The sequence below is a fragment of the Lysobacter sp. N42 genome, assembly GCF_004344885.1.
Window position 1 is genome coordinate 48136 of the sequence record NZ_SKFB01000020.1, and the last position, 7833, is coordinate 55968.

The 7833-nt window shown below is 71.4% G+C and carries 8 protein-coding genes; 3 read left to right on the forward strand and 5 right to left on the reverse strand.

Annotated features, from left to right (window positions below; all coding sequences use genetic code 11):
* Positions 1-450 precede the first annotated feature (450 nt).
* The 5 genes from EYQ95_RS18785 to EYQ95_RS18805 all read right to left on the reverse strand — a co-directional run bounded on the left by EYQ95_RS18785 (position 451) and on the right by EYQ95_RS18805 (position 5020).
* The gene (locus EYQ95_RS18785; protein WP_132329169.1) at positions 451-963 is read right to left on the reverse strand and encodes a histone H1-like repetitive region-containing protein; all 513 of its coding nucleotides are present in this window, start codon (positions 961-963) and stop codon (positions 451-453) included.
* Between the two features lie 934 nt (positions 964-1897).
* The gene (gene gcvH, locus EYQ95_RS18790; RefSeq protein ID WP_132329171.1) at positions 1898-2290 is read right to left on the reverse strand and encodes a glycine cleavage system protein GcvH; all 393 of its coding nucleotides are present in this window, start codon (positions 2288-2290) and stop codon (positions 1898-1900) included.
* Between the two features lie 100 nt (positions 2291-2390).
* Complete coding sequence (gcvT, locus tag EYQ95_RS18795) at positions 2391-3494, reverse strand: glycine cleavage system aminomethyltransferase GcvT (protein ID WP_132329173.1); 1104 nt, start codon at positions 3492-3494, stop codon at positions 2391-2393.
* Between the two features lie 124 nt (positions 3495-3618).
* A complete protein-coding gene (locus EYQ95_RS18800; RefSeq protein WP_370451298.1) occupies positions 3619-4044 on the reverse strand; it encodes an NfeD family protein in 426 nt (141 codons plus the stop codon).
* A gap of 13 nt (positions 4045-4057) precedes the next feature.
* Positions 4058-5020, reverse strand: a complete 963-nt coding sequence (locus tag EYQ95_RS18805) for an SPFH domain-containing protein (RefSeq protein ID WP_132329177.1) — start codon at positions 5018-5020, stop codon at positions 4058-4060.
* A gap of 79 nt (positions 5021-5099) precedes the next feature.
* Between EYQ95_RS18805 and EYQ95_RS18810 the strand changes: the two genes are divergently transcribed.
* From EYQ95_RS18810 to EYQ95_RS18820, 3 genes are all read left to right on the forward strand, one after another.
* Positions 5100-5732 carry an RNA polymerase sigma factor gene (locus EYQ95_RS18810; RefSeq protein ID WP_243699983.1) on the forward strand — a complete coding sequence of 211 codons (633 nt, stop codon included), beginning with the start codon at positions 5100-5102 and terminating at the stop codon, positions 5730-5732.
* Positions 5725-6618 carry a hypothetical protein gene (locus EYQ95_RS18815; RefSeq protein WP_132329179.1) on the forward strand — a complete coding sequence of 298 codons (894 nt, stop codon included), beginning with the start codon at positions 5725-5727 and terminating at the stop codon, positions 6616-6618. The genes EYQ95_RS18810 and EYQ95_RS18815 overlap by 8 nt, the downstream gene beginning before the upstream one ends.
* A gap of 55 nt (positions 6619-6673) precedes the next feature.
* The coding region (locus EYQ95_RS18820) for a PDZ domain-containing protein (protein WP_207916527.1) at positions 6674-7833 on the forward strand (1160 nt) is incomplete at its 3' end.

The following is a 7833-nucleotide window of genomic DNA, read 5'->3' on the forward strand; positions in this document are numbered from 1 at the left end:
GCAGCCGCGGCGGCACCCGGGCACGCCGGCGTGCGCCGCCGTTGGCGTCACCGGGGGTCGCCGCCAGGCTCGACTGCCACGGCAGGGGCGGCTCGACGCCTTCGCCGGAGATCCCCGCACCGGGCCTCGATCCCGGGCCGAGCCGGCGTTCGCTGCGCGACCGTCATGCCCACCACAGAGCATTCGCCGCCGTCGGTTGCCGGCATGTGCAGGCCAAGGCGGATCCACCGTGCCCGCGCCAAGCGCGCGGCTGCGGCGCCAGCGGGTTGCCAGGGCGCGCGGATGTCGTTCCCATCCGACATGGCCTTCGGGTACGGCCGCCGCATCCGGTGCCCGCGTGCAGCTGCAGGAGTCCGGCCGTCCGTGCGCGCGTGCGGCGCAAAAAAAAACTCCCCCCGCCTGGGCCGCGGGAGGGAGTCGGGTCTTACGGTAATCGGGGGTGTTGTTTTCTTAGATCATCGGTGCCGGGGTCGCCGGCATGGCCGTCGGGGCCATCTCCGAGCGACGCGAACGGCGTGCCGTGGACTTGCGGGCGCCGCCGGCCTTCTTGGCCGTCGACTTGCGGGCGCCGCCGGCCTTCTTGGCCGTCGACTTGCGCGCGCCGGTCGCCTTCTTGGCGGTGGCCTTGCGGGCGCCGCCGGCCTTCTTGGCCGTCGACTTGCGCGCGCCGCCCTTCTTCGCAGCCGCCTTGCGGGCGCCGGTCTTCTTGGCGGTCGCCTTCTTGGCGGTGGCCTTGCGGGCGCCGCCCTTCTTCGCAGCCGCCTTGCGGGCGCCGGTCTTCTTCGCCGTTGCCTTCTTGGCGGTGGCCTTGCGGGCGCCGGTCTTCTTGGCAGTCGCCTTCTTCGCCGCGCCCTTCTTGGCGGTCGCCTTCTTGGCCGAGGCCTTCTTGGCGGACGCCTTGCGAGCGCCGGTCTTCTTCGTCGCCTTGGAGGCGGACTTCTTGGTGGCTTTCTTCGTGGCCATGGGGTGGCTCCTCGTTTAGTGGTCTATCGGGTGTGGCCCAGTTCAAGACAACGTCGCGGGAACAGCCCGGCGACTGACCGCCCCTCCGCTCGCGCGGCTGGACGGAAGCGACGGCACGCTGCGTCTGCGACGGCCGAAATCGACAGCACCTGTCTGGTATCGCGCGACGCATCCGGCATGAAAAAACCCGGCCCACCGGCGGCGGATCGGGTCGTGTCGGAACGCGTCGTGCGTTTTCGCGAGGGAAACGGCTCCTGCGTCCACCGTCATGAGTCGCCGGGCGGAGGTCCGTTTTGTGTTGCGCGTTGTCGCGTCTGTTTTCGTCACTCGCTTTCGCAGGTTTCGCTGCTGCGGCGAAACCTAATCAGCGTTTTTTTGTGTGTCAACAACTTGGACGGTTTTTTTTCGCGTCCTCGCCCCGACCTCGCTGCCCGGCGCCGCCCACGCGATGCCCGCACCGGGTCGCATGCATGCCACCTCGCGCCGTCGACAAGTTTTTGTCGCGCGAGAAAACTGCCTGTTTCAAGGCATTTTCGATCATGCGCCGACTACACGACCTCCCGATGCGGACGCACGCGGCACGGCACCCGCGAGCCCGAACGGAAGCCGAACGCAGGCACTCGGGCATGTGTGCGCCATGCGAAGAAAACAGCCCGCTTGCGCGTCGCACAAGCTCGATTGCGCGGATTTGCGCGAACGCTCGCGCGGCCGGATGCGCCGCGCGAAAGGCCGTCCCGGTCGTCACGATGGCGGTGGCGGTGGCGGTGGACGTGGCACGCGTTGCCGGCGGCCGTACCTGCGCGGGTGCGCGCAGCGACGATGCCCGTCTGCGCCGCCGCGATCGCATGCGATGCAGCGGCCGTTCGCCGATGTCGAAAAACGAAGAAGGCCGCGGAGTTCCGCGGCCTTCCACATGTACGACCTGAGCTTTCGCTCAGTGGGCGTCGTCGATCTGCGAGGCGTAGTCGTCGGGCTCGAGCAGTTCGTTGAGCTGCTCGGCGTCCTCGACTTCGAGCTGGAACAGCCAGCCCTCGCCATAGGCGTCCTCGTTGATGGTCTCGGGCTTGTCGGCCAGCGCCGAGTTGACCGCCACTACCGTGCCGCTCACCGGCGCATAGACGTCCGAGGCGGCCTTGACCGACTCGACTACCGCACAGGCATTGCCCGCCTCGACACGGTCGCCTACGTTCGGCAGCTCGACGTAGACGAGGTCGCCCAGCAGTCCCTGTGCGTGGTCGGAAATGCCGACGGTCACCTTGCCGTCGCCTTCGACGCGGGCCCATTCGTGGGTCTTGAGGAACTTCAGGTCGCCAGGGATCTCGCTCATGGGGGCTCCGGTGCGCGGTGGTGTGCAGTGGGGTTTCGACGCGGCGCTAGTGTAGCCAAGCGCTGCGGACGCGACAGCCGTCCGTCCGCATCGCAGGCACTCAGGCCTCGGGCACGAGGACGACGCCCTCGCGCACGAATGGATACTTGACCACGCGCACCGGCACCTCGCGGCCGCGGATGTCCACGCGCACGTCGCCGGGCTCGCCGGCCGGCACGCGCGCCAGCGCGATGGCCTTGCCGATGGTCGGCGAGAACGTGCCGGACAGGATCTCGCCCTCGCCCGCGGCGGTCAGCACCTTCTGCCCGTGGCGCAGCACGCCCTTCTCGTCCATCACCAGGCCGACCATCTGCCGCGCGGTGCCAGCTGCCAGCTGCTGCTCGAGCGCGGCGCGGCCGATGAAGTCGCGGCCTTCATCCATCGATACCGTCCAGGCCAGGCCGGCCTCGTAGGGCGTGACCTCCTCGTCCATGTCCTGGCCGTAGAGGTTCATGCCGGCCTCCAGGCGCAGCGTGTCGCGCGCGCCCAGCCCCGCGGGCCTGACGCCTGCGTCGAGCAGGCGCTGCCACAGCGCGGCGGTGCGGTCTTCCGGCACCAGCACTTCGAAGCCGTCCTCGCCGGTATAGCCGGTGCGGGCGATGAACAGCTCGATGCCCTCATCGGTCCGGGCCGTCCCGGCGGCGAAGCGCGCGAGCTTGAGCACGGCGGCGCGGTCCTCCTCCCGAAGCAGGCCGGCCATGCGCTCGCGCGCGTTCGGGCCCTGCACGGCGATCATCCCGTAGTCGTCGCGCTCGGTGACCTCGACGCCGAAGTCCAGCGCGTGCTGGCGGATCCAGGCCAGGTCCTTCTCGCGGGTGGCGGCGTTGACCACCAGCCGGAAGAAGGCCTCGTCCATGAAATAGACGATGAGGTCGTCGATCACCCCGCCGCGCTCATTGAGCATGCAGGTGTAGAGGGCCTTGCCGGGCTTCTTCAGCTTGTCGACGGAGTTGGCGAGCAGCCGGCGCAGGAAGTCGCGCACCCGCTCGCCCCGCAGGTCGACCACCGTCATGTGGGAGACGTCGAACATGCCCGCGTCGCGGCGCACCTGGTGGTGCTCCTCGATCTGCGAGCCGTAGCTGATGGGCATGTCCCAGCCGCCGAAGTCGACCATCTTGGCGCCCAGGGCGCGGTGGGCATCGTTGAGGACGGTCTTGTTCGTCATGGCGGCGTCGCGGCGTGAGGGGCCGTGATTATCGCCGAAGCCGACGGCGCGACGGCGGCACGAACGGAGGACGCATCGACGCGCCGGCCACGCACGCGCCGGGCCGCGCCCGGTGCACGGTCGCTCAGGCCTGCTCGCGCACCAGCAGCGTCATGCCGCGCGCGCCAACGATGCGCACGCGGGTGCCGGCGGGCAGGTCGGGGCCTTCCACGTCCCAGAAGGCGTCGGCGATCTGCACGCGGCCGTGGCCGTCCTGGATGGCGTCCAGCAGCGGCACGACGCGGCCCACCAGCTGCTCGGCACGGCGGTTGAGCGCGGGCTGGTCGCTCGCGGCGGCCGGACCGCCTCGCAGGCGCAGGTAGCGGATGGCGAGGAAGCTGAGCACCGCGAAGGCGAGCGCCTGCACGACGAAGGGCGTGTCCGGCAGCAGCAGCACCAGCACGCAGACCGCGCCGGCCGCCACGCCCAGCCAGAGCAGCGCCGCGCCGGGTAGCAGCGCCTCGCCCGCCACCAGCACGATGGCCAGCACGGCCCAGACGGTGGTGTCCAAGCCCCAGCCCATGTCAGGCGCGCTCGCGGGGCGGCAGCGGCGGCACGGCCTTGGCCGGCGAGCGGTCGAGCGCTTCCTTGGCCAGCTCGGCGATGCCCGCGATCGAGCCGATGATGCCGGCCGACTCCATCGGCATCATCACGAACTTCTGGTTGGGCGCCTCGGCCAGCGCGCGGAAGGCCTCGATGTACTTCTGCGCGACGAAGTAGTTGATGGCCTGCACGTCGCCCTCGGCGATGGCCTGCGAGACCATGCGCGTGGCCTGCGCCTCGGCCTCGGCCAGGCGCTCGCGGGCCTCGGCCTCGCGGAACGCGGCCTCGCGCTTGCCCTCGGCCTCCAGGATCGCCGCCTGCTTCTCGCCCTCGGCGCGCAGGATCTCCGACTGCCGGTGGCCCTCGGCCTCGAGGATGTTCGCGCGCTTCTCGCGCTCGGCCTTCATCTGCCGCGCCATGGAATCGACGAGGTCGCGCGGGGGCTGGATGTCCTTGAGCTCGATGCGGTTGACCTTGATGCCCCAGGGATGCGTGGCCTGGTCCACCGCCACCAGCACCTTCGTGTTGATCTCGTCGCGCTTGGACAGCGACTCGTCCAGGTCCATCGAGCCGATCGCGGTGCGGATGTTGGTCATGACCAGGTTGAGGATCGCGATCTCCAGCTGCGCGACCTCGTAGGCGGCCTTGGCGGCGTCGAGCACCTGGAAGTAGACGACGCCGTCGACCTTGACGACGGCGTTGTCCTTGGTGATGACGTCCTGACTGGGGACGTCCATCACCTGCTCCATCATGTTGATCTTGCGGCCGACGCCGTAGACCACCGGCACCAGGAAGTGCAGGCCGGGGTCTAGGGTGTGCGTGTACTTGCCGAAGCGCTCGACCGTCCACTCGTAGCCCTGCGGCACCATGCGCACGGCCTTGAACACCAGCACGACGGCCGCGAAGACGAGCACGGCGCCCAGGATCGATCCGAATCCGAACATGTCCTTTCCCCTCCCCGGGTGGATGGGTCGAGTATAGGCGCCGACGCGGCCTGCGACGCTTTGCCGCCCCGCCGCATCCATGAGCCTGATGCCGCCCGACACCGCCCTCGCCCCGCCCGCCGCCCGCCCCGCCCCCGCGGTGCGCAGCAGCTTCGCGGTGGACGTGCCGGAGGCGGTGCTCGCCCGCGCCCGGAGCGGCGAGCACGCCGCCTTCGAGCAGATCTACCGCTGCTTCGAGCGGCCGGTCTACACCCTGGCCCTGCGGCTGTGCGGACAACCCGACGATGCGGCCGACGTGTTGCAGGACACCATGCTCAAGGTCTTCGCCGGCCTGCGGGGCTTCCGCGGCGGCAGTCCGTTCTGGGGCTGGCTGCGCCAGGTGGCAGTCAACGAGGCGTTGATGCGGCTGCGCAGGCGGCGCCAGCTGGATGCCGAACTGCCCATCGACGGCGCGTTCGGCGCGCAGGATTTCGAGGACCTCGCGCCGCCGCCGTCGGCTGCCGCGGACGCGGCCGCGCTTACGCGCGCACTGCTCAAGCTGCCACCGGCCACGCGCACCGTGCTCTGGCTCCATCACGCCGAAGGCTTCACGCATGAGGAGATCGCCGACCTCATGCAGCGCAGCACCAGCTTCTCCAAGTCGCAGCTCGCACGCGGCGGCCGCCGCCTGCGCGCGCTACTGGAAACACCCGAGGAGGCCCGCCGTGGCTGACGCGAACCTGCCCCCACGCCCCACGCCCCGCGACTGGGACGAGGCCTTTGCCGCGATTGCACTGGAACCCGCGCCGGCGGACGGCTGGGCACGCCTGTCGGCTGCGCTGCCCGGAAACATCGCAGCCCGCGACGCGGTGCCGCGCGCGGCACCGCGCAGGCGCAGACGCCTGACGCTGGCGGCCGCCGCATCGGTCATCGCGGCGCTGCCGGCCGTCTGGTGGCTCGCCATGCCGGAGCCTGCCCGCGATCGGCCCGCGCGCGTGGCGGCACCCGGCGGCGTTCCGGCGCGGGCGAACGACCGGGGCATCGGAACCGCCGCGCTTCACGTGCCACGCGGCGTCGATACCGGCAGCGAGCCCGGCGATGAACGCCCGGTCGCCGACGTCGCCGATGCCGCTACGTCGCGGACACCGGCACTTCCGCTGCAGGCCACGCCACGTCGGCACGATGCCGCCCGTCCATCGCGCCCACGCGCCATGCCCGCGGTCGCGGCCGCCGATGTTCCGGCCCGGCCCGCATCGCTGCACACCTCGATGCCCTCGCCGGCGGCGCGTTCGACCGTCACGCCGGGGTCGTCCCAGGACGAGCCGGCCACCGATCTCGCCGCGCTGCATCGCGAATCCGCGCGCCTTGAGGCACTCGTCGCCTATGCGCGCGACGAGCGCATGGCCAGCGCGCCGGCGGCCGTGGTGTCGGCAACGCTCGACGAGCGCATCGGCCTGATCGATGCCGCGCTGATGCAGCCGGGGCTCGACGAGCCCACGCGCGCGACGCTCTGGACCGAGCGCGTGCTGGCCCTGCGCGAGCTGGCCTCGCTCGAGGGCACGCAGCGCTGGATGGCGGCGCACGGCGTGTCGATGGACGCCGTGGCACGCGTCGACTGAACCCCATTTCCCGATCAAGCACGAGGTGACCATGCAAGCCAGGCTTCCCACCCGCATGCTGCTGGCGACCGCGCTGGCCGGCGCACTCGCCTTCGGCGCGTCGGCACAGTCCGACAACCGCGACGCGAAGGAAAAGGAGCTGGAGACGGCACGCGCCGAACTCGAGCGCGCGGCCAGGCGCGTCGCGGCGCTCTCGCGCGAGCTCGGTACCGGCGAGGACGGCGTCTTCGTCCTCCAGCAGCGCATGCTGCGCAAGCCGGTGCTCGGTGTCCTTCTGGAGGAGGACGACGGCCGCGGCGTGCGCGTTTCCGGCGTGACGCCCGCCAGCGGCGCGGCGCGGGCAGGCCTGCGCACGGGCGACCGGATCCTCAGCATCGACGGCCGGGCGCTCACGGGTGCCGACGGCGCGGCCCGGCTCGACAGCCTGAGGGAGCGGCTGGCCGACCTGCAGGCAGGCAAGCCGGTCCGCGTGGGCTACGAGCGCGACGGCCGCCGGGCGGAAGTTTCGATCACGCCGGAAGCCGCGTCGCCCGTCGCCTTCTTCGGCGGCGATGGCAGCGAGCTGCGCCCGCGCGGCGACGTGCGGCTGGTGCGCGGCGAGGACGGTGCGGTCGAGATCGAAGCCGAGGCCGTCGACATCCGCACCGCGCCGGATGCGCCGACCGTGATCGAACGCAGCGAGGACGACGGCCGCGGCGGTCGTCGCGTGATCCGTCGCGTGATCGCACCAGTCGCGGCCGGTCCGGGCGTTGCGCCGGAAGTGCATCGCGAGGTGATGCGCCTGGCGCGCGACGGCGCCTGCGGCGACGGACAGGACTGCCGCAGCTTCGCGCTGGCCGAGGCGTTCCGCTGGAACGGCCTGAACCTGGCATCGCTGGATGCGCAGCTGGGCCGCTACTTCGGCACCAGCGAAGGCGTGCTGGTCGTCAGCGCCGGGGCGGAACTCGCAGGCCTGCAGTCGGGCGACGTGATCCGACGCGTCGACGGCAAGGCGGTGGCCAGCCCACGCGAGGTCATGGACCAGCTGCGCGGCAAGCCCGAGGGGGCCAGCGTCGCGATCGAGGTGCTGCGCGAGCGCAGGCCGCTGACGGTGCAGGTCAGGGCACCGAAGGCCATGCGCATCCCGCTGCCACCGCCGGCGCCAGCGGCTGCTCGCGAACATCGACGAGCTGCGGCTCAAGACCCAGGCGCTGCGCGACGTGGCTACCCGCATCG